At 71.7% G+C, this 21,065-nt stretch carries 15 protein-coding genes and 3 pseudogenes; 10 read left to right on the top strand and 8 right to left on the bottom strand.

Annotated features, from left to right (window positions below):
- From ACH4UM_RS35715 to ACH4UM_RS35705, 3 genes are all read right to left on the bottom strand, one after another.
- Complete coding sequence (locus tag ACH4UM_RS35715) at nt 1–2,223, bottom strand: NHLP family bacteriocin export ABC transporter peptidase/permease/ATPase subunit (RefSeq protein WP_398188813.1); 2,223 nt, start codon at nt 2,221–2,223, stop codon at nt 1–3.
- Nucleotides 2,220–3,026: an HlyD family efflux transporter periplasmic adaptor subunit gene (locus ACH4UM_RS35710; RefSeq protein WP_398188810.1), complete on the bottom strand. Its 807-nt coding sequence runs from the start codon at nt 3,024–3,026 to the stop codon at nt 2,220–2,222. The genes ACH4UM_RS35715 and ACH4UM_RS35710 overlap by 4 nt, the downstream gene beginning before the upstream one ends.
- 167 nt (nt 3,027–3,193) lie before the next feature.
- Nucleotides 3,194–3,409, bottom strand: coding sequence for a type A2 lantipeptide (locus ACH4UM_RS35705; RefSeq protein WP_398188808.1), 216 nt, complete (start codon nt 3,407–3,409; stop codon nt 3,194–3,196).
- A gap of 912 nt (nt 3,410–4,321) precedes the next feature.
- Here ACH4UM_RS35705 and ACH4UM_RS35700 point away from each other — a divergent pair.
- Nucleotides 4,322–5,761, top strand: coding sequence for a S1 family peptidase (locus tag ACH4UM_RS35700; protein WP_398188806.1), 1,440 nt, complete (start codon nt 4,322–4,324; stop codon nt 5,759–5,761).
- A gap of 232 nt (nt 5,762–5,993) precedes the next feature.
- Here the strand turns inward: ACH4UM_RS35700 and ACH4UM_RS35695 are convergent, their stop codons facing one another.
- Nucleotides 5,994–7,331, bottom strand: a complete 1,338-nt coding sequence (locus ACH4UM_RS35695) for a 6-phospho-beta-glucosidase (RefSeq protein WP_398188803.1) — start codon at nt 7,329–7,331, stop codon at nt 5,994–5,996.
- Nucleotides 7,328–7,528 (bottom strand): hypothetical protein, encoded by a 201-nt coding sequence (locus ACH4UM_RS35690; protein WP_398188800.1) that lies wholly within the window; start codon nt 7,526–7,528, stop codon nt 7,328–7,330. The genes ACH4UM_RS35695 and ACH4UM_RS35690 overlap by 4 nt, the downstream gene beginning before the upstream one ends.
- Before the next feature lie 299 nt (nt 7,529–7,827).
- On the opposite strand from ACH4UM_RS35690, the gene ACH4UM_RS35685 reads away from it, so the two are divergent.
- A complete protein-coding gene (locus ACH4UM_RS35685; RefSeq protein WP_398188798.1) occupies nt 7,828–9,276 on the top strand; it encodes a glycoside hydrolase family 16 protein in 1,449 nt (482 codons plus the stop codon).
- Between the two features lie 235 nt (nt 9,277–9,511).
- Here ACH4UM_RS35685 and ACH4UM_RS35680 read toward each other — a convergent pair whose 3' ends face one another.
- Nucleotides 9,512–10,411, bottom strand: a complete 900-nt coding sequence (locus tag ACH4UM_RS35680) for a helix-turn-helix domain-containing protein (RefSeq protein WP_398188795.1) — start codon at nt 10,409–10,411, stop codon at nt 9,512–9,514.
- A 146-nt stretch (nt 10,412–10,557) separates the two neighbouring features.
- On the opposite strand from ACH4UM_RS35680, the gene tkt reads away from it, so the two are divergent.
- Genes tkt through gnd form a run of 6 tightly spaced genes read left to right on the top strand, consistent with a single transcriptional unit; the run spans nt 10,558 to nt 19,137 of the window.
- Complete coding sequence (gene tkt, locus ACH4UM_RS35675) at nt 10,558–12,633, top strand: transketolase (protein ID WP_398188792.1); 2,076 nt, start codon at nt 10,558–10,560, stop codon at nt 12,631–12,633.
- A gap of 19 nt (nt 12,634–12,652) precedes the next feature.
- Nucleotides 12,653–13,822, top strand: a complete 1,170-nt coding sequence (tal, locus tag ACH4UM_RS35670; RefSeq protein ID WP_398188789.1) for a transaldolase — start codon at nt 12,653–12,655, stop codon at nt 13,820–13,822.
- Nucleotides 13,819–15,636 (top strand): glucose-6-phosphate dehydrogenase, encoded by a 1,818-nt coding sequence (zwf, locus tag ACH4UM_RS35665; RefSeq protein ID WP_398188786.1) that lies wholly within the window; start codon nt 13,819–13,821, stop codon nt 15,634–15,636. Before tal ends, zwf begins: the two co-directional genes overlap by 4 nt.
- The gene (opcA, locus tag ACH4UM_RS35660; RefSeq protein ID WP_398188783.1) at nt 15,633–16,559 is read left to right on the top strand and encodes a glucose-6-phosphate dehydrogenase assembly protein OpcA; all 927 of its coding nucleotides are present in this window, start codon (nt 15,633–15,635) and stop codon (nt 16,557–16,559) included. Before zwf ends, opcA begins: the two co-directional genes overlap by 4 nt.
- A gap of 1 nt (nt 16,560) precedes the next feature.
- Nucleotides 16,561–18,237, top strand: a complete 1,677-nt coding sequence (gene pgi, locus ACH4UM_RS35655) for a glucose-6-phosphate isomerase (RefSeq protein WP_398188781.1) — start codon at nt 16,561–16,563, stop codon at nt 18,235–18,237.
- Nucleotides 18,238–18,252: 15 nt separating this feature from the next.
- A complete protein-coding gene (gene gnd, locus ACH4UM_RS35650) occupies nt 18,253–19,137 on the top strand; it encodes a phosphogluconate dehydrogenase (NAD(+)-dependent, decarboxylating) (protein ID WP_398188887.1) in 885 nt (294 codons plus the stop codon).
- A 103-nt stretch (nt 19,138–19,240) separates the two neighbouring features.
- Here gnd and ACH4UM_RS35645 read toward each other — a convergent pair.
- Nucleotides 19,241–19,438, bottom strand: a pseudogene (locus ACH4UM_RS35645) (sugar phosphate isomerase/epimerase and 4-hydroxyphenylpyruvate domain-containing protein); the annotation flags it as partial.
- A gap of 25 nt (nt 19,439–19,463) precedes the next feature.
- Nucleotides 19,464–19,860: pseudogene (locus ACH4UM_RS35640) on the bottom strand (shikimate dehydrogenase); the annotation flags it as partial.
- 180 nt (nt 19,861–20,040) lie between these two features.
- Between ACH4UM_RS35640 and ACH4UM_RS35635 the strand changes: the two are divergent.
- Complete coding sequence (locus tag ACH4UM_RS35635) at nt 20,041–20,727, top strand: TetR family transcriptional regulator (RefSeq protein ID WP_398188778.1); 687 nt, start codon at nt 20,041–20,043, stop codon at nt 20,725–20,727.
- 163 nt (nt 20,728–20,890) lie between these two features.
- Nucleotides 20,891–21,034 (top strand): annotated as a pseudogene (locus tag ACH4UM_RS35630) (MFS transporter); the annotation flags it as partial.
- Between the last annotated feature and the right edge of the window lie 31 nt (nt 21,035–21,065).

Raw genomic sequence — 21,065 nt, 5'->3', positions numbered from 1 at the left:
TCACCGCTCCCTGACCAGCGCGGCGTACGCACCGCCGTGCGCCACCAGCTCCTCGTGCCGCCCCCGCTCGACGACCGTGCCGTGCTGCAGGACGACGATCTCGTCGCTGTCGCGCACCGTGGAGAGCCGGTGCGCGATCACCACGCAGGCGCAGCCCCGCCGCCGCAGGTTGTCCATGACCACCAGTTCGGTCTCCGCGTCCAGCGCGCTCGTCACCTCGTCGAGCACGAGGATGCTGGGACGGCGCACCAGCGCCCGCGCGATCTCCAGACGCTGGCGCTGCCCGCCGGAGAAGTTGCGCCCGTCCTGCTCGACCTTCGCGTGAATGCCGCCGGGGCGCCGCGTGACCACGTCGTACAGGGCGGCGTCCCGAAGCGCCTCCACCACCGCCTCGTCCGGGATCGACGGGTCCCACAGCGCCACGTTGTCGCGGACCGTGCCCTCGAACAGGAACACGTCCTGGTCGACGAAGGAGACGGAGGCCGCCAGCGCCCCGCGCGGGATGTCCTCCAGACGCCGGCCGTCGATACGGATCACACCCTCCCAGGGCGTGTACAGGCCCGAGATCAGACGGGAGACGGTGGACTTGCCGCTGCCCGAGCCGCCGACCAGCGCCACCTGCCGGCCCGGCCCGACGGTGAGGTCGAAGCCGGTCAGTAGCGGCCTGTCCAGCGGGCTGTAGCCGAAGGTGACGTTCTCCAGCTCGACGTGACCCTGCAGGCGGCGGGTGGAGTCGGCGCCGCCGGGGCGGGAGTACAGCGGGTCGGTGCGGAAGTTCTCGACGTCCTTCAGACGGGCCACGTCCGCGGCGAAGTCCTGGATGCGCCCCGCGACGCCGTTGAGGCGGGTCAGCGGCGCGGTGAAGCGGGTGACCAGCGCCTGGAAGGCCACCAGCAGACCGACCGAGACATGGCCCTCGACCGCCCGCATTCCGCCGATCCACAGGATCAGCGCGCTGTTGAGCGTGGCGAGCGCCGGCGCGACCACGCCCAGCCAGGCGCTCGGCACCCCGAGCCGCTGCTGCTCGTCCAGGGTGGTGGCGTGCTGCCCGGCCCACTTGCGGAAGTAGCCGTCCTCACCCCCGGTCGCCTTCATCGTCTCGATCAACTGAAGCCCCGTGTAGGCGGTGTTGGTGAGCCGGGCGGTGTCGGCGCGCAGCTTCGCCGTCCGGGTCGCGCGCAGCCGCACGACGACCCGCATCGCCACGATGTTCAGCAGCGCGACACCGATGCCGACGAAGGTCAGCTGCGGGTCGTAGGTGTAGAGCAGCACCGCGTACAGCACGACCACGACCGCGTCCACGCCCGCCGCGGCGAGGTCGCGGGCCAGGGTCTCGGCCACGGCGTCGTTGGACTGCAGCCGCTGCACCAGGTCGGCGGGACTGCGCTGGCCGAAGAACGTGACCGGAAGGCGGAGCAGATGGCGCAGGAAGCGGGCGCCGCCGAGGGTGGAGGAGATGATGCGGCCGTGCAGCAGGTTGGCCTGCTGAAGCCAGGTCAGCACCATGGTGAGCAGCACGCTCGCCCCCATGGCGGCGAACAGCACGCCCAGCAGCGAGGTCTGACCGCCGATCAGGAACATGTCGATGTAGGTCCGGCTGAGCGCGGGCACCGCCGCTCCCACCGCCACCAGCAGCAGGCTCGCCAGCACCGCCGCCGGCATGGTGCCCGCGGTGCCGCGCAGCCGGGCCGGCAGGGCGCCCAGGACGCCGGGCCGGCGGCCGCCCCTGACGAAGCCCTCGCCCGGTTCCATCACCAGCACGACACCGGTGAAGCTCGTGTCGAAGTCCTCCATGGACACGAACCGGCGGCCCTTGCCGGGGTCGTTGATGTACACCCCGCGCCGGCCCAGTCTGCGGCCCATGCCGTCGTAGACGACGTAGTGGTTGAACTCCCAGAAGAGAATGGCGGGCGCCCGCACCTCGGCGAGGGCGGCGGTGTCCATCTGCATGCCCTTGGCCGTCAGTCCGTAACCGCGCGCCGCCTTGAGCAGGTTGCCGGCCCGTGAGCCGTCCCGGGAGACGCCGCAGGCGATGCGCAGCTCCTCCAGCGGGACATGGCGGCCGTAGTGGCCGAGGACCATGGCGAGCGAGGCCGCGCCGCACTCCACCGCCTCCATCTGGAGCACGGTGGGCGTGCGCACGGCTCCGCCCCGGCCCTTGGGGACCGGGCGCCTGGGTGGGGCGGCGCGCCTGCGGCCGCGGGTTTGAGGTGCGGCGCTCACGGCAGCAGCCAATCGAGGGGTCGCTGGTCGGCGAGGTGGATCGAGGCGGTGGCCAGGGTCATCGAGTCGAGCCGGTACGGCGGACCGCCCGCGGAGGACCAGAGGTAGCCGCTCTTCGTCGCTGACGACCCGTCGAGCCGTACGAGGACGGCGACGGGCCGGCCCCTGGCGGTGAGCTGCTCGCCCAGCTGGCTGTCCCCGAGGTAGGCGGCGATCTGCTGGGCCGACTGGGCCGAGCGGTCCACCGACTTCACATGGCCGCGCAGCACGCCGTACCGCTGGGTGGGCACCGAGGAGACGGTCAGGTCGACGGCGGCGTCGGCGGGGATGGCGGCGGCGTTCTCGGCGGCTACGTACACGGTCGCGTACAGCGGGTCGGAGGTGTGGGCGACCTTCTCGACGGCGGCGACGTTCGCGCCGGTGGAGATGATCTGGCCGATGGTGGCGGCCAGCGCGGTGATCCGTCCCGCGGCGACCGTCCGGACCACCGCGTCACCGCGGGGCGTTCGGACCTTCAGCACGGGCGCGCCGGCCGGCAGCCGTTCGCCCTGCTGGGCGAGAACGGCGGTGACCTGGCCCGCGACCGGGCTCTGCAGCAGGTAACTGCCCTGCCCGTGGGTGAGGATGGCCTGCGCGCCGACCGTGGACGCCACGGACCCCGTCACGGCCCACACGGAGGCGGCGGCCATCGAGACGAGCGTGACGCACAGCACGAGCCAGCCCTGGGGACGGGCGAGCCGCACCGGAAGATCGAGTTCCTCCGGCGACTGGAGCTTGGCGAGGGCCTGTTGGCGGAACTGCACGGGGCTTCCCTCACCTGTGCGGGCGTGTGGAGCGGACGGCGCGCCTACGGGGTCGACGGCAGACGTACGCAAGGGACATGAGAAGGGGACTTCGGCGGGTCTGTCGCGGCACCCGAGAGTCCCGGAGCCGGCACCCGGCTCCGGGACTCAGCGGCAACGTGGTGCGATCAGAGACCGGCGACCAGGTTGGCGGCCGGGGCGACGTTGAGACCGGTCACACCCTGGACGGTGCCGACGGCCGTGTCGACCAGGCCGGAAACCGGGGCAACGCCGTCCACCAGGCCGGTGGCGGTGCCCAGAGCGTTCACGGACAGGCCGCCGGAGACGTTGTCGAGCTCGGCGTCGGAGATCTCGACGGTCTCAACCTGGGGGGTGGAGTTCATGATGGAACATCCCTTCGTATGGATATGTCGCAAGGGGGAGCGGCCCCCTCTGGGGACAGACGGACGGCCGCGACCGCGGGCGCCGGACGCCGGATTCCCAAGCGCCCGGCGGCCCCGCAGTGCCATGGATCAAAGCACGGCGCGCCCCGCCGAATCCACTCAACCAGGCCTCTCACCAGGCAACTTGTCGGTCCGTCGGCTGCATCCGTGCAGGTGCGGGCACGGCTTGACAGCGAGTTCTTCACATGCCGCGCGGTATCGGCCCAGCCGGGCCCTTGCCCACGAGCCGGTGAATCCGGCACTTGGCGCCAAAGGCGTGCCCGGGGGCGCGCAGTTGTGCAGATCCTCCGTGCCCGGTGACTCCGCTGAGCATGGGATGTGCGGATTTGCTGAAGCCGGGATTCCGCTACCGGTCCACGACGAGGCGTAGCCGCGACGTGGCGTTCCGTGCCGGCGGACCCGCGGCGCGCACACCGCGCTCGTCCGGGCCGCGATTCGGCCCGGTGCCAGGTCCACCGTGGTGATGGCGGCGAACGTCGTCCGGCGGCCGGGCCTGGTCACCACCGCCTCGATCCGGACATCCGCACCGGACACCGCCCGCCGAAGGGCGTCGAGCGAGGCACGGTCGCCATCGGCCCAACGGCTCGTCGGCCAGGCCGGGTTCCAGGCCCTGGGAGGGCGGGCGGCGGCGAGCGCCCGGCCGGCTTCCGCGCGGGGGCCGTCGTCCTCGCGCCGATCGTTCCCGGCTCTGCGCGGCCGGTTCGGGGGGTTGGCCGATTCGGCGCGGCGCGAGGGGAGTTGGCGAACGGAAATGAACGCCCCGCGCGCCCCGTGCGTACCAACAGCCATCCAGGCGTCCCCGACGAGCCGCCGAACGGCGGCACAGACCCCGTCCCCAGGAGGTCGAGAAGTTTGAGTCACAAGCGAATTCCGAAGCGCAAGGCCGCCATAGCGGCGGGCGGTGTGGCGGCCCTTGGCGCCGCGGCGATACTGCTCCCCAACGCCATGGCCTCGCAGGACGGCGGCGCGGCGGACAACGCCACCCCCAGGACTTTCAAGGCGACGGACGCCTCGAACCTCGCCTCGCAGCTCGCCAAGGCACTCGGCGACTCCTTCGCCGGCTCCTACTACGACAGCGCCAAGCAGCAGCTCGTCGTCAACGTGGTGGGCGGCGACAACAACAAGGTGGTCGTGAAGGCGAAGAAGGCCGGCGCGGCCGTCCGTCAGGTCAGCAACAGCACCGCCGACCTCAAGGCGGCCGCGCGGACCCTGAAGACGAAGGCGACGATCCCCGGCACCTCCTGGGCCGTCGACCCGCGCACGAACAAGGTCGTGGTCACCGCCGACAGCACGGTCACCGGCGCCAAGTGGAACAGACTCCAGTCCACCGTCCAGGGTCTCGGCACCGGCATGGCCACCCTCAAGAAGTCCGCCGGCACCTTCAAGACCTTCGCCTCGGGCGGCGACGCCATCTTCTCCCAGGTGCAGGGCGGCAACGTCCGCTGCTCCCTCGGCTTCAACGTCACCGCCAGCGACGGCAAGCCCGCCTTCCTGACCGCCGGGCACTGCGGAGTCGCGGCCAAGCAGTGGTCCGACTCCCAGAACGGCCAGCCGGTGGCCACGGTGGACCAGGCCACCTTCCCCGGAAACGACTTCTCCCTCGTCAAGTACAACGATCCCAACACCCAGGCCCCGAGCGAGGTCAACACCGGCAACGGGCAGACCGTTAAGATCACCCAGGCCGCCGACGCCACGGTCGGTGAGACCGTCTTCCGGATGGGCAGTACCACCGGACTGCACAACGGCACCGTCACCGGCCTCGACGCCACCGTCAACTTCCAGAGCGAGACCAACCCTGGCGGCGTCGACACCGTCAACGGCCTCATCCAGACCAACGTCTGCGCCGAGCCCGGCGACAGCGGTGGCTCCCTGTTCACCCAGGACGGCGGCGCGGTCGGCCTCACCTCCGGCGGCAGCGGCGACTGCAAGGCCGGCGGCGAGACCTTCTTCCAGCCGGTCACCGCGGCCCTCCAGGCGACCGGGGCGACGCTCGGTGCGGGCAACGGCGCCGGTGCGGGCAACGGCGCCGGTGGCCAGGCCGGCGGGAACCAGCAGGGCGGCGGGAACCAGCAGGCCGGCGGGAACCAGCAGGGCGGCGGTAACCAGCAGGGCGGCGGCGACCAGTCCGGTGCCGGTACGGCCGCGCCCGGCGACCAGTCCGGTGCGGGTACGGCCGCGCCCGGCGACCAGTCGGGAAGCGGGACGCAGAGCCAGCCCGGTGACCAGTCCGGTGCCGGTGCGTCCGACGGCTCCGGGGCGGCGAACGGCTCCGGGATCTCCCAGGGCCAGTGAGCGGCCGCGACAGCTGAACCGCGAGCCTCGGGCCTTCGGCCCCGACTCCCCAGGCCACTGACCGGCCCACCAGCGGTTCCGGCCGATCAGTGGAGTGGTGGGGGCCCCCCCCCGGGGGGGCGGGGGGCGGCCGGTCGCAGTACGGGGGAGCGACCAGCCGCCCCGACGCACACCCCGGCCCCGGGGACGCCTCGCCCGCCCGCCACGGCGGACAGCGTCTTTGGGTGGAAGGTCACCCGAGATACGCCAGGCCGGGATGGATCTGCATGTAGCCCTCGACCAGCCTGCGGGCCACGTTCACGGAGTCGACCAGCGGGTGCAGCGCGAAGGCCTTCACCGCCGTCGCGCGGGAGCCGGACCCGGCCGCGGCGAGCACCTCGCGCTCCACCGCCTTGACCGCGCAGACCAGGCCCGTGGCGTGGCCGGGCAGCGGGTCCACGGAGACCGGGTGGGCGCCGCTCGCGTCGACCAGGCAGGGCACCTCGATGACGGCTTCGGCGTCCAGCACCGACAGGGTGCCGCGGTTGCGGACGTTGAGGATCAGCGTGGTGCGCTCGTCGCGGGCGATGGCCCGCATCAGGGCGAGGGCCACCTTCTCGTAGCCGCCGGAGAGGTCGTCGGCGTCGCGTTCTCCCGCGCCCGCCGTCTCGCGGTTCTCGGCCATGTAGGTGGCCTCGCGTTCGGCGCGGGTGCGGTCCCAGACCTCGAGCGCCGAGGCGTCCGGGTTCCGCATCTGCTCGTAGAACCGGGCCTGCTGGTCGCGCAGGTAGGCGCCGCGGGTCTTCCCGGCCCGCTGGTAGGCCCGTACGGCCTCACGGTTGAAGTAGTAGTAGTGCAGGTACTCGTTGGGGATCGCACCCAGCGACTGCAGCCAGTCGACACCGAAGAGCCTGCCCTCCTCGAAGGAGCCGAGCAGGCCGGGATCGGCGAGCAGACGCGGGAGTTCGTCGCGGCCGGCGACCCGCAGGCCGCGCACCCAGCCGAGGTGGTTGAGGCCCACGTAGTCGATCCACGCCTGCCGCGGGTTCGCACCGAGCACGCGGGCGATCCGGCGGCCCAGGCCGACCGGAGAGTCGCAGATGCCGATGACGCGGTCGCCGAGGTGGCGGGACATGGCCTCGGTGACCAGTCCGGCGGGGTTGGTGAAGTTGATGACCCAGGCGTCGGGTGCCAGGCGGGCCACGCGCCGGGCGATGTCGACCGCGACCGGTACCGTCCGCAGACCGAAGGCGATCCCGCCCGCGCCGACCGTCTCCTGGCCGAGCACTCCCGCGGCGAGCGCGACCCGCTCGTCGTCGGCGCGTCCCTCCAGGCCGCCGACGCGGATCGCGGAGAACACGAAGTCGGCGCCGCGCAGCGCCTGGTCGAGGTCGGTGGTGGTGGTCACCGACGGGGCGTCCGGCATCCCCGCGGCCTGCTCGGCCAGTACCCGGGCCACCGCCCGCAGTCGGCCGGGGTCCAGGTCGTGCAGGACGACCTCGGTGACCCGGCCCCCGCCCCGGTCCCCCAGCAGCGCCCCGTACACGAGGGGCACCCGGAATCCGCCGCCGCCCAGAATCGTCAGCCTCACGCCTGAACCCTTTCCGCCACGAGCACCTCGACGCCCGCCTCCCGCAGCGAGGAGTGCGCCGCCGCGTCCACCGGCGCGTCCGACAACACCACGTCCAGGTCCCCGGGACCGCGGACCTTCGCCGTCCCCGTGCCTCCGCACGGCAGCACCGACCCTACCCACGCCCGCGCCAGGCGCCCCTCGAATCCCTCGGCCACGCCGGGGAAACCGCCGACGGCCGCCCGCCCGGTGCGGCAGGACCCGGCAGCGGTTGCGGGCCGGCGGCCCCGCGGAACAACCCGGAAATCTCCGCCTTCATCAGCTGAACTCCCTTGCCCGGCAAGGACTTTCCTTGTTTCAACTCTTGACGATTGCACCGACCGAGAGCACATTGGCGGCGCAACCACGCTTGAGAGCGCTCTCAGCCCGGTTGGGGAACGTCCTCGAGCCGGCTTCGGACCGCCCACGAACGAGGCGTCACCCGCGCACCCCACCCCGTACCCGAGAGGCACCCCCCATGAGTGAACGCACCGGCACATCCGCCGGCCCGCCGGCCGGTCCTCCCGTCGCGACCCACCGCAGACGGCGCTCCGCACGGCGGGCGCTCGTCGCGGTCCTCGGCACCCTCGGCCTGGCGGCGGCCGCCGCGACCGCCGCCACCCTGCCCGCGAACGCCTCCGCGCCCACGCCCCCGTCGGGCTGGACGCAGGTCTTCCTCGACGACTTCAACGACTTCAACGGCTCCGCCGGCTCCGGCGTCAACACCTCCGACTGGCAGTACGACACCGGGACCTCCTATCCGGGCGGCGCCGCCAACTGGGGCACCGGCGAGGTCGAGAGCATGACCTCCAGCACCAGCAACGTCTCCCTCGACGGCAACGGCAACCTGCTCATCACCCCGCGCCGGGACGCCTCCGGCAACTGGACCTCGGGCCGGATCGAGACCACTCGCACCGACTTCCGGCCCCCGGCCGGCGGCAAGCTGCGCGTGCAGGCCCGCATCCAGATGCCCAACGTCACCGGCGCCGCCGCCAAGGGCTACTGGCCCGCCTTCTGGATGCTGGGCTCACCCTTCCGCGGCAACTACCAGAACTGGCCGGGCGTCGGCGAACTGGACATCATGGAGAACGTCCAGGGCCTCAACACCGACTGGGCCACGATGCACTGCGGCACCAACCCGGGCGGCCCGTGCAACGAGACGTCGGGCATCGGCGGTTCGACGTCCTGCACCGGCACCACCTGCCAGGCCGGGTTCCACACCTACGCGATGGAGTGGGACAGGTCGACCAGCCCCGAGGAGATCCGCTTCTACCTCGACGGCGTCGACTTCCACACCGTGAAGGCCAATCAGGTCGACGCGACCACGTGGGCGAACGCCACCGACCACGGCTGCTTCGTCATCCTGAACGTGGCGATGGGCGGCGGCTTCCCCGGCGCGTTCGGCGGCGGACCCGACAGCGGCACCGAGCCCGGCCACCCGATGGCCGTGGACTATGTGCAGGTGCTCCAGTCCTCGGGCGGTGGGGGCGGCACCACTCCCCCGCCGTCCGGCAACCGCGACGCCTACAGCGCCATCCAGGCCGAGTCCTACGACGGCCAGAGCGGCGCGAGCACCGAGACGACCACCGACACCGGCGGCGGCCAGGACATCGGCTCCCTCGCGAACGGCGACTGGGCCCTCTACAAGGGCGTCAACTTCGGTTCCACGGCGGCCACGCAGTTCTACGCCCGGGTCGCCGGCGGCGCGGCGGGCGGGGTGAGCGGACTGGTGGAGGTGCGTCTGGACAGCCGGAGCAACGCGCCCGTCGGCAGCTTCGCGCTGGGCAACACAAGTGGCTGGCAGTCGTGGCGGACGGTCCCGGCGAACATCTCCTCGGTGACCGGCACCCATGACGTCTATCTCACCTTCACCAGTGGCCAGCCGACGGACTTCGTGAACGTCAACTGGTTCGACTTCGGCCACTGACCGCAGACCGCAGCTCGCAGGCCGCAGGCCGCCGGTCCCGCCGTCCCGTACGTTCCCGCAGTCCCGTACGCGTACGTTCCCGCGGTCCGGTGAGTTCCCGCGATCCCGTGGATCCCTTGGATCCCGCAGTACCGCGCGTCCCGCACGGACCGCCACCCCCGCCGAGGGGCCCCACAGGCACGTGGGGCTCCTCGGCCGTGTCCCGGGCGGCCGCGCACCCGGCCGGTGGTGGCGCTCAGCGCAGCTCCGCCCGGAACGCCACCGGCGTCTGCCCGGTGCGCAGTTGGAAGAACTTGGAGAAGTTCGCCGCGTCCGGGAACCCCACGGCGGCGCCGACCCGGCCGATCGGCAGGTCGGTGTGGGCGAGGAGGCGCTTGGCCTCCAGGACGACACGTTTGTCGATGAAGCCCTTGGGGGTCTCGCCGGTGGCGGCGCGCACCGCGCGGACGAGGGTGCGTCGGGAGTAGCCCAGCGCGTCGGCGTAGGCGCTGACGCTGTGGTTGGTGGTGAAGCCCCGCTCGACCGCGTCGCGGAAGAGGGTGAAGGTCGTGTCGGTCTGCCCGCGCGCCGCCCGGGCCGAGCTCGCCGCGAGATGGGCCAGCCGCAGCAGGAACGCGGTGAGCGAGTGGCGAAGTACCGCGGTGTGCAGGCTCAGCGGGAGGGTCTCGGTGTCCTCGTACTCGCGTCGCAGCTGGGCGAGCGTGGCCGTCAGGGCGTCGCGCTGGGTCTCGTCGGGGTGCAGCAGGGGCGGCAGGTCGTAGCGGTACAGGCCGGTGGCCTCGACGGTGGCGCGGGGCAGGAAGCCGGGCTGCATGGTCAGGACGGTTCCGCGGTACTCGCTCGTCCTGGAGAAGCGGTGGACCTGTCCCGGGCGGATCCACAGGACGTCGCCGGCCGCGGCCTCGTACTCGGCGAAGTCGACCATGTGCCGCACGGGGCCGGCGCCGAAGAGCATGACCACGTGGAAGTCGATGCGGTGGACGCGGTGCAGTGGCGCCTCGGCGTGCCAGGTGCGGTCGGCGCCCATGGGGCCTATTTGCAGACCGACGCCGCGCAGGCTGAGGTCGACCGGGAAGGGGAAGGTTCTGATCCCGTCACCGTCACGGCCACCGTCTTCGGTGCTTGTGTCCGCCATGTCCTTCTCGTGCCGCCTCGATCGTTCCCGGAGTGTCCCACTTTCACCACAGGCTGACACACAGAGACCTTCCGGCGAAAAAGTCAGACTTTTAAGTTCGAACACGTCCGACAGCGCATCCCGCTTCTTCCGAGGACTTCTTGAAGATGAGCGTGCAGACATCCGACCGCTTCGAGTGGACCGACCTCGACCGGCGGGCCGTCGACACCGCCCGGATTCTGGCGGCCGACGCCGTGCAGAAGGCCGGCAACGGCCATCCCGGCACGGCGATGAGCCTGGCCCCGGCGGCGTACACGATCTTTCAGAAGGTGATGCGTCACGACCCCGCGGACCCCGAGTGGACGGGCCGTGACCGCTTCGTCCTGTCCCCCGGTCACACCTCGCTGACCCTGTACACCCAGCTCTACCTCGCCGGGTACGAGCTGGACCTGGAGGACCTGAAGGCGTTCCGCACGCACGGCTCGAAGACGCCCGGCCACCCGGAGTACGGGCACACGGCGGGTGTGGAGACCACAACCGGCCCGCTGGGCCAGGGCGTCGCCATGGCCGTGGGCATGGCGATGGCCGCCCGCTACGAGCGCGGCCTGTTCGACCCGGACGCCCCCGCCGGCACCTCCCCCTTCGACCACACGATCTGGGCGATCGTCTCCGACGGCGACCTCCAGGAGGGTGTCTCCGCCGAGGCCTCCTCGCTCGCCGGCCACCAGAGGCTCGGCAACCTCGTCTTCCTCTACGACGACAACCACATCTCCATCGAGGGCGACACCGCCACCGCCTTCTCCGAGGACGTGCTGAAGCGCTACGAGGCCTACGGCTGGCACACCCAGCGCATCGAGCCCGCCGGGAACGGCGACATCGACGTCCGCGCGCTGTACGCGGCGCTGACGGCGGCCAGGGCCGAGACCGGCCGCCCCTCGATCATCGCGATGCGCACGATCATCGCCTGGCCCGCGCCGAACGCCCAGAACACCGAGGCCGCGCACGGCTCGGCGCTCGGCGCGCAGGAGGTCGCCGCCAGCAAGCAGGTCCTCGGGTTCGACCCGGAGCGGTGCTTCCAGGTCGAGGACGACGTCCTCGCCCACACCCGCCGGGCCCTGGACCGGGGCGCCGAGGCGCACGCGGCCTGGGACAAGCGGCTCGGCCGGTGGCGCGGCGGCCAGATAGAGCGGGCCGAGCTCTTCGACCGGATCGTGGCCGGGAAGCTGCCCGAGGGCTGGGAGGACGTCCTGCCGGTCTTCGAGGAGGGCAAGGCCGTCGCCACCCGGGCCGCGTCCGGCAAGGTGCTCCAGACGCTCGGCGCGGTGCTGCCCGAGCTGTGGGGCGGCTCTGCCGACCTGGCCGGCTCGAACAACACCACGATCGACAAGACGTCGTCGTTCCTGCCCGAGGGCAACCCGCTGCCGGAGGCCGACCCGTACGGCCGTACGGTCCACTTCGGCATCCGCGAGTTCTCCATGGGCGCGGAGCTGAACGGCATCGCCCTGCACGGCAACACCCGCGTCTACGGCGGCACCTTCCTGGTGTTCTCCGACTACATGCGCAACGCCGTGCGCCTGTCGGCCCTGATGCAGCTGCCGGTGACGTACGTGTGGACGCACGACTCCATCGGCCTGGGCGAGGACGGCCCCACCCACCAGCCCGTCGAGCACCTGGCCTCGCTGCGCGCCATCCCGGGTCTGAACATCGTCCGCCCGGCCGACGCCAACGAGACCGCGATCGCCTGGGCCGAGATCCTCAGGCGGCACTCCACCGACCCGGCCCCGCACGGCCTCGCGCTCACCCGCCAGGGCGTGCCGACGTACGCGCCGAACCCGGACGCGGCCCGGGGCGGCTACGTCCTTCGGGAGTCCTCCACCGGGACACCGGAGGTCGTCCTGGTCGCCACCGGCTCCGAGGTGCGGCTCGCCGTCGCCGCGCGGGAGCTGCTGGAGGCGGAGGGGGTCGGCACCCGGGTGGTGTCGATGCCGTCGGTGGAGTGGTTCGAGGAGCAGCCCCGCGAGTACCGCGAGCGCGTGCTGCCGCCGTCGGTGCGGGCGCGCGTCGCGGTCGAGGCCGGCATCGGCCTGACCTGGTACCGCTACGTTGGCGACGCCGGACGGATCGTCTCCCTCGAGCACTTCGGTGCCTCCGCCGACGCGGGCACGCTCTTCGCCGAGTACGGCTTCACCCCCGAGAACGTCGCCGCCGCGGCCCGCGCATCGCTGGCCGCCGCGCGCGCATGATCCGAACGCGACAAGGAAGATGATCACCGTGACCGAAGCAACCGCGACCGCCGGAGCCCTGGGGCGCCTGTCCGACGAGGGCGTGTCCATCTGGCTGGACGACCTGTCGCGCAAGCGGATCACCTCCGGCAACCTCGCCCGGCTCGTCGAAAACCGGCACGTCGTCGGCGTGACCACCAACCCGTCGATCTTCCAGGCCGCCATCGGCTCCGGCGAGGGCTACGAGGAGCAGCTCGCCGACCTGGCGGTGCGCGGCGTCACGACCGACGAGGCCGTGCGCATGATGACCACCGCCGACGTCCGCGCCGCCGCCGACGTCCTGCGACCGGTGTACGAGGCGACCGGCGGCCGGGACGGGCGGGTCTCGATCGAGGTCGACCCGCGCCTCGCCCACGACACCGGGGCCACGGTCGCCGAGGCCCGGCAGCTGGCCTGGCTGGTGGACCGCCCCAACGTCATGATCAAGATCCCGGCCACCCGGGCGGGTCTGCCGGCCATCGCCGAGGTCGTCGCGGCGGGTATCAGTGTCAACGTGACGCTGATCTTCTCCCTGGAGCGCTACGGCGAGGTGATGGACGCCTACCTCGCCGGACTGGAGGAGGCGCGCGCTGCGGGCCTGGACCTGTCGGGGATCCACTCCGTCGCCTCCTTCTTCGTCTCCCGGGTCGACACCGAGATCGACAAGCGGCTGACCCTGCTGGGCAGCGCGGAGGCCCTGGCGCTGAAGGGCCGGGCGGCGCTGGCGAACGCGCGGCTGGCCTACGCGGCGTACGAGCAGGTGTTCGGTTCCGCCGACGGCTCGCGGCGGCCCGGTGGGCGCTTCGGCGCGCTGGAGGGCGCGGGCGCGAACCGGCAGCGCCCGCTGTGGGCGTCGACCGGGGTGAAGGATCCGGCGTACAAGGACACCCTGTATGTGGATGAGCTGGTCGCGCCCGGCACGGTGAACACCATGCCGGAGGGCACGCTGAACGCCACCGCCGACCACGGCGACATCACCGGTGACACGGTGACGGGCGGCCATGAGGGGGCCCGCGCCGACCTGGCGGCGGTCGAGCGGCTGGGGATCTCCTACGACGAGGTCGTCCAGCAGCTCGAGGACGAGGGCGTCGCCAAGTTCGAGGCGGCGTGGCAGGACCTGCTGGACACGGTCACGAAGTCCCTGAACAGCAAGGGAGTTGACGCGGAATGAGCAAGAAACCCGCCGAGTCGGCGGCGCCGGAGGCGGACGGACCGGGCAGCCTGACGCCGGCTGCCGCGGCGCAGCCGGAAGCCGCCGCGGGTCCGGATGCCACCGGGCGGCCGGAGGCCACCGCACGGTCGCGCACCGCCGGGCCGTCGCGCACCGCCGGGCCGTCGCGCACCGCCGGGCCGTCGCGCACCGCCGCGCGTGCGCAGGCGGCGGGCCCCGGGACCGCGAAGGCCACGGCACCGGACGCCGGGCACGCGCGCGCCGGCGTGCGCGTCCCCCTCGTGCCGGCCGCCGACTGGGTGAATCCGCTGCGTGACAGCCGGGACCGCCGGCTGCCCAGGATCGCGGGCCCGTCCGGGCTCGTCATCTTCGGCGTCACGGGCGACCTGTCCCGCAAGAAGCTGATGCCCGCCGTGTACGACCTCGCCAACCGGGGTCTGCTGCCGCCGGGCTTCTCGCTGGTCGGCTTCGCCCGCCGCGACTGGGAGGACCAGGACTTCGCGCAGGTGGTGCACGACGCGGTCAGGGAGCACGCGCGCACCCCGTTCCGCGAGGAGGTCTGGCAGCAGCTCGCCGAGGGCATGCGGTTCGTCCCCGGCGACTTCGAGGACGACACGGCGTTCAAGCAGCTGCGCGCGGCCGTCGACGAGCTGGACTCCTCGCGCGGTACGGGCGGCAACTTCGCCTTCTACCTCTCCGTACCGCCGAAGTTCTTCCCCAAGGTCGTGCAGCAGCTGAAGAAGCACGGTCTGGCGGAAGGGCCCCGGGGCTCCTGGCGGCGCGCGGTGATCGAGAAGCCGTTCGGTCACGACCTGGCCAGCGCCCGGGAGCTGAACCGGATCGTGCACGAGGTGTTCGACCCGGAGCAGGTCTTCCGCATCGACCACTACCTGGGCAAGGAGACCGTCCAGAACATCCTGGCGCTGCGCTTCGCCAACCAGATGTACGAGCCGGTCTGGAACCGGTCGTACGTGGACCATGTGCAGATCACCATGGCCGAGGACATCGGCATCGGCGGCCGGGCCGGCTACTACGACGGCATCGGTGCCGCCCGCGACGTCATCCAGAACCACCTGCTGCAGCTGATGGCGCTGACCGCCATGGAGGAACCGATCGCCTTCGACGCCGAGGCGCTGCTCACCGAGAAGCTGAAGGTGCTCAAGTCGGTGCGGCTGCCGGAGGACCTGGGCGCCCACACCGTGCGCGCCCAGTACGCCGAGGGCTGGCAGGGCGGCGAGAGGGTCGTCGGCTACCTCCAGGAGGAGGGCATCAACCCGCAGTCGAAGACCGACACCTACGCGGCGGTCAAGCTGGAGATCGACAACCGGCGCTGGGCCGGCATCCCGTTCTACCTGCGCACCGGCAAGCGGCTGGGCCGCCGGGTCACCGAGATCGCGGTGGTGTTCAAGCGGGCCCCGCACTCCCCCTTCGACTCCACGGCCACCGAAGAACTCGGGGAGAACGCGATCGTGATCCGCGTGCAGCCGGACGAGGGCATGACGGTCCGGTTCGGCTCGAAGGTGCCCGGCACCTCCATGGAGATCCGGGACGTGTCGATGGACTTCGCCTACGGCGAGTCCTTCACCGAGTCCAGCCCGGAGGCGTACGAGCGCCTCATCCTGGACGTACTGCTCGGTGACTCCAACCTGTTCCCCCGTCACCAGGAAGTGGAAGAGTCCTGGAAGATCCTCGACCCGATCGAGACCTACTGGGACGAGCACGGCAGGCCCGCGCAGTACCCGTCGGGTACGTGGGGTCCGCGGGAAGCCGACGAGATGCTCGCACAAGACGGACGGAGCTGGCGCAGGCCATGAAGATCGACCTGACCGACACCACGGCAAGCAAGATCAACAAGGCGCTGGTGCAGGGCCGCCGCGCCATCGGCACGCCCGCCGTGGGCATGGTCCTGACGATGGTCATCGTCACGGACGAGGAGAACGCCTACGACTCGATCAAGGCGGCCGAGGACGCCTCGCGCGAGCACCCCTCGCGCACCCTGGTCGTGATCAAGCGGCACGCCCGCACCCTGCGGGACCGCACCCACTCCCGGCTGGACGCCGAGGTGCGCGTCGGCTCCGAGGCCGGCACCGGCGAGACGGTGGTGCTGCGCACCTACGGCGACGTGTCCGACCACGCCGACTCCGTGGTGCTGCCCCTGCTGCTGCCGGATGCCCCGGTCGTCGTCTGGTGGCCGGTGAACGCGCCCGACAACCCCTCCGCCGACCCGCTGGGCGCGCTGGCGCAGCGCAGGATCACCGACCTGTACGCGGTCGAGCGTCCGCTGGAGGTACTGCAGACGCGGGTGCGCCACTACGCGCCGGGCGACACCGACCTCGCCTGGACCCGTCTCACCCCCTGGCGCTCCATGCTGGCCGCGGCCCTGGACCAGGCCCGGGTGAAGGTGACCTCGGCGGCCGTCGAGGCCGAGGCCGAGAACCCGAGCGCGGAACTGCTGGCCCGCTGGCTGGAGGCCCGGCTGAGCGTCACGGCCGACCGCGTGGTCACCGCCGGTCCGGTCGTCACGGCCGTACGGCTGGGCACCGACAACGGGGAGATCGTCATCGACCGGCCCGAGGGCCCGCTGGCCACGCTGACCCTGCCGGGCCAGCCGTCGCGCTCCCTCGCCCTGAAGGTCCGCCCCACCTCCGAGCTGATCGCCGAGGAACTGCGCCGCCTCGACGCCGACGAGATGTACGCCGTCGCCCTGCGCGGCGAGAGCGTCAAGGAGACCGTCTGACATGTCCGACACCCCCAAGCTCACCCGGCGGCCCGAGTGGACCGCCCTGGAGGACCACCGCGCCCAGTGGCAGGCGCATCTGCGCCGGCTGTTCGCGGACGACCCCTCCCGCGCGGAGCGCTACACGGTGCGCGTCGGCGACCTGCGCATCGACTACTCCAAGCACCTGATCACCGACGAGACCCTCGCCCTGCTGCGGGAACTGGCCACCGCGACGGACGTGTTCGGCCTGCGCGACGCCATGTTCCGGGGCGAGAGGATCAATGTCACCGAGAACCGTGCGGTCCTGCACACCGCGCTGCGCGCCCCGCGGGACGCGGTGATCGAGGTCGACGGCGAGAACGTCGTGCCGAAGGTGCATGAAGTCCTCGACAGGATGAGCGACTTCGCCGACCGCGTCCGCTCCGGCGAGTGGACCGGCCACACCGGCCGGCGCATCCGCAATGTCGTCAACATCGGCATCGGCGGCTCCGACCTCGGCCCGGCGATGGCGTACGAGGCGTTGCGCGCCTTCACCGCACGGGAGTTGACCGTCCGGTTCGTCTCCAACGTCGACGGCGCGGACCTGCACGAGGCGACCCGGGACCTGGACCCGGCGGAGACGCTGTTCATCGTCGCGTCCAAGACCTTCACCACCATCGAGACGATCACCAACGCCACCTCGGCCCGTTCCTGGCTGCTGGCGGGGCTGGGCGACGGGGGCACCTCCCACTCGGGCGAAGTCCCGAGCGGGGGAGAGAAGGCGGTCGCCAAGCACTTCGTGGCGCTGTCGACGAACGCGGAGAAGGTCGCCGCGTTCGGCATCGACGTGGACAACATGTTCGAGTTCTGGGACTGGGTGGGCGGCCGCTACTCCTACGACTCCGCCATCGGTCTCTCCCTGATGATCGCGATCGGCCCGGACCGCTTCCGGGAGATGCTGGACGGGTTCCGGATCGTCGACGAGCACTTCCGCACCGCGCCCGCCGAGTCCAACGCCCCGCTGATCCTGGGCCTGCTGGGCGTCTGGTACGGCGACTTCTTCGACGCGCAGACGCACGCGGTGCTGCCGTACTCGCACTACCTGTCGAAGTTCACCGCCTATCTGCAGCAGCTGGACATGGAGTCCAACGGCAAGTCGGTGCAGCGCGACGGCGAGCCCGTCGAATGGCAGACCGGACCGGTGGTCTGGGGCACCCCCGGCACCAACGGCCAGCACGCCTACTACCAGCTCATCCACCAGGGTACGAAGCTGATCCCGGCCGACTTCGTCGGCTTCGCCAACCCCGTGGCCGAGCTGAGCGGTGAACTCAGGGCGCAGCACGACCTGCTGATGGCGAACATGTTCGCGCAGGGACAGGCGCTGGCCTTCGGCAAGACGCCGGAGGAGGTGCGCGCCGAGGGCGTGCCCGAGGAGCAGGTGGCGCACCGCACCTTCCACGGCAACCACCCCACCACCACCGTCCTGGCCACCGAGCTGACCCCGTCGGTACTCGGACAGCTGATCGCCCTCTACGAGCACAAGGTGTTCGTGCAGGGCGCGATCTGGAACATCGACTCCTTCGACCAGTGGGGCGTCGAGCTCGGCAAGGTGCTGGCCAAGCGCATCGAGCCCGCCCTGACCGAGGGCGCGGACGTGCCCGGTCTCGACCCCTCCACCGCCGCCCTCGTGGCCGCCTACCGCACCCTCAGGAAGTGAACTGACATGGCATCGATGCAGCTGGGCCTCATCGGTCTGGGCAAGATGGGCGGCAACATGCGGGAGCGCCTCCGCAACGCCGGCCACACCGTCGTCGGCTACGACACCAATCCCGAACTCTCGGACGTCGACGGCCTGGTCGATCTCGTCGACCGGCTCGACGGCCCGCGCACGGTCTGGGTGATGGTGCCGGCCGGCGGCGCCACCCAGCACGTCATCGACCAGCTGGCGACCCTGCTCAAGCCCGGCGACATCGTCGTGGACGGCGGGAACTCCCGCTGGACGGACGACGAGAAGCACGCCAAGGAGCTCAACGCGCGGGGCATCGGCTTCGTCGACGCGGGTGTCTCCGGCGGTGTGTGGGGGCTGGAGAACGGCTATGCGCTGATGGTCGGCGGCGACAAGGAGCACGTGGACCGGCTGAAGCCGCTCTTCGAGGCGCTCAAGCCGGAGGGCCCCTACGGGTTCGTCCACGCGGGCAGGGTGGGCGCCGGCCACTTCGCGAAGATGGTCCACAACGGTATCGAGTACGCCATGATGCAGGCCTACGCCGAGGGCTGGGAGCTGCTGGAGAAGGTCGACTCCGTGGACAACGTCCGCGAGGTGTTCCGCTCCTGGCAGGACGGTACCGTCATCCGCTCCTGGCTGCTGGACCTCGCCGTCGACGCCCTGGACGACGACGAGCACCTGGACAAGCTGCGCGGTTACGCGGAGGACTCCGGCGAGGGCCGCTGGACGGTCGAGGCGGCCATCGACAACGCCGTACCGCTGCCCGCGATCACCGCCTCCCTCTTCGCGCGGTTCTCCTCCCGCCAGGACGACTCCCCGCAGATGAAGATGATCGCGGCGCTGCGCAACCAGTTCGGCGGGCACGCCGTGGAGTCGGTGCAGAAGGGCTAGCCGCCGGCGCCTGACACCCGGGAGGCCGGCCGGATCCCTGCCGGCCGGCCATTCCCTTCCGGGTCTCTTCCGGGGCGGCCGTGGTCCGCCGCCCCGGCGCCGTTCAGCGGGCCGGACGCACGGCGTGCTGGGCCGCCGGGCGCACAGGGGCGTTGGGGGCGCCGTGGCCAAGGTGGCCGGGGTCCCGCTGGAGGAGTTCGAAGAAGAGGTGGCCGACGGTATCGGTGCAGCAGTGCCGGAAGGCGCCCTCGTCACGGTCGTAGAGGATGCCGAGGCCGCGGTAGGTGTCCGGTTCCTCGTCCGGCAGGAACGGTTCCGTGCCGTCGAGGGCAGCGGCGCGTCGGGCAGGCCGCGCGTGAAGGAGGCGGCGAACCCGGTGACGTCGGTGTTGCGGCCGATCGCGCGACCGCCTTCGAAGACGACGGTGTTGACCGCGCCGACCGCCTCGGCCTGCGGGTCGAGGGCGTCCAGGTGCTCCAGGGCGAGCTGCTTGCAGGGGTAGGTGATGTTGAGTCCGTCGAAGCCGAGATCGCGAGCCGAGCGCAGCAGGTCGCCCACCGCCTGCGGTGGCACCCCGAGGGTGTCGATGTCGATGAGCCGGTACAGCAGCCGGAGTCCCTGGCGGGCGGCCTCGCGCTCGTGCAGCGCCGGACTGGAGAACGGGCCGATGTCGGAGCCGGTCAGCCCGACGAGATACGAGTCCCTGTACGAGTCCTTGGCCACCGGGAACCTCCCGAGCGCCTCTAATGTGCGAACCAGTACGTCAGCTGAATCAGCCTCCCCGGCCCGCAGAAAGTCCCGCCGCGAAAGACCCCGGTCAGCGCGGTCGGCACCACTCTCGGCGGACGGCAGCCTGCTTCTACAATCACGAGCCAGAAACGCGCCCACGCCCGAAGGAACGTGATGACCAGCGCCGACGAACCGGCACGACCCGGCGGGCGCACCCGTGACGCCGCCCGCACCCAGGCCGAGATCCTCGACGTGGCCACGCAGGAGTTCGCCCGGGCCGGCTTCGACGGGGCCCGGGTGGACGAGATCGCCGCCCGCACCCGCACCACGAAGCGGATGATCTACTACTACTTCGGCGGTAAGGAGCAGCTGTTCACGGCCGTGCTGGAGCGCGCCTACGGGGTGATCCGCGACGCCGAGCAGCACCTGGACGTGGAGCATCTGGACCCGGTCGCGGCCATCCGGCGGCTGGCGGAGCTGACCTTCGACCACCACGAGCAGCACCCGGACTTCATCCGGCTGGTGAGCATCGAGAACATCCACGGCGCGGAGCACATCGCCGCCTCGGAGAAGCTCGGCAAGATCGGTTCCCCCGCACTGGACGTGATCCGCCGGATCCTCGCGTCCGGGCAGGAGTCGGGCCTGTTCACGGCCGACGTGGACGCCGTCGACCTGCACGCGATGATCAGTTCGTTCTGCTTCTTCCGGGTCGCCAACCGGGCCACCTTCGGCGCTCTGTTCGGCCGCGACCTGGTGGCGGCCGGCCGGCGCGAGCACTACCGCGCGATGCTCGGCGACATGGTGATCGCCTATCTGACGGCGGAGCGGGCCACTCTGACGGCGGAGCGGGCCACCGGCTGAGGGCCGCGCCCGGCCTCTCGACAGGGCGGAGACGCGAGTGCAACGTCCCACCCACCCCTACTAACTGTCCAGAGGGTTGATCAGCCGGGATCCGGCCTCTCCCCCGCACCTCTCGCTTTCCTCTCGCTCCTCCCCGGGTGGAGTTCCCCCGAAGGAGCACGCCGTGTCCGTCCCCGCCGCCCCGCCCAGCCGGCCGAAGAAGGCCACCGCGGCCGCCTGGATCGGCAGCGCGCTGGAGTACTGCGACTTCTTCATCTCCGGCAGCGCCGCCGCGCTGGTCTTCCCGAGGATCTTCTTCGACGCCTCCCGCGATCACCCGCAGCACATCGGCCCAGTGC

It is taken from the genome of Streptomyces sp. NPDC020801, from assembly GCF_044334385.1.
In the GTDB taxonomy this organism is placed as follows: Bacteria; Actinomycetota; Actinomycetes; order Streptomycetales; family Streptomycetaceae; genus Streptomyces.
The sequence above is the reverse complement of the archived record's forward strand: the minus strand, read 5'-3'. Positions and strand labels throughout refer to the sequence as shown.